We start from the raw sequence: 418 nt of genomic DNA, 5'->3' as shown, positions 1-418 counted from the left end.
GCGATGGGTCGGCATAGATGTCAGCCCATTGTTCGTGCTCAGCATCGCTGAGGGCTGTTTGGCTGCAGGAGGTCGGATATGCCCCGCCTTCCATCTGCGGCCAGAGCCCATGCAGGACAAAGCCCTTCGGAGAACTGCACTCCTTCTGGTGCCCATGGTTCGTGGCACAGAAGCCGGGCTCCCACGACAGCGCCAGGACATAATAATCGAACTGTCCCGGCGGCCGCTTGCCGACATCGTGTGGAGCAGCGTTCAGATTGACGGGAGCAACCAGCGTGGCCGCCGCCAGCATGGCTGCAAGGCCTGTCGATACGCAATTGCGAAAGCGCTTTTTCGTCGCCATGAGATTAATCCCCTCTCGTGATTTCCAGCAGACATACCCACAATTGCCGCACTCACCTTCGGGAGAGGCTTCTAC

At 59.3% G+C, this 418-nt stretch carries 1 protein-coding gene; it reads right to left on the bottom strand.

Going from position 1 to position 418, the window contains the following annotated elements; all coding sequences use genetic code 11:
* The coding region (locus tag AC1D0P_RS30505; protein ID WP_477680149.1) for a ribonuclease T2 family protein at positions 1-343 on the bottom strand (343 nt) is incomplete at its 3' end.
* Positions 344-418 lie beyond the last annotated feature (75 nt).

This window comes from Polaromonas sp. P1_G2 (assembly GCF_056405515.1).
The sequence above is the reverse complement of the archived record's forward strand: the minus strand, read 5'-3'. Positions and strand labels throughout refer to the sequence as shown.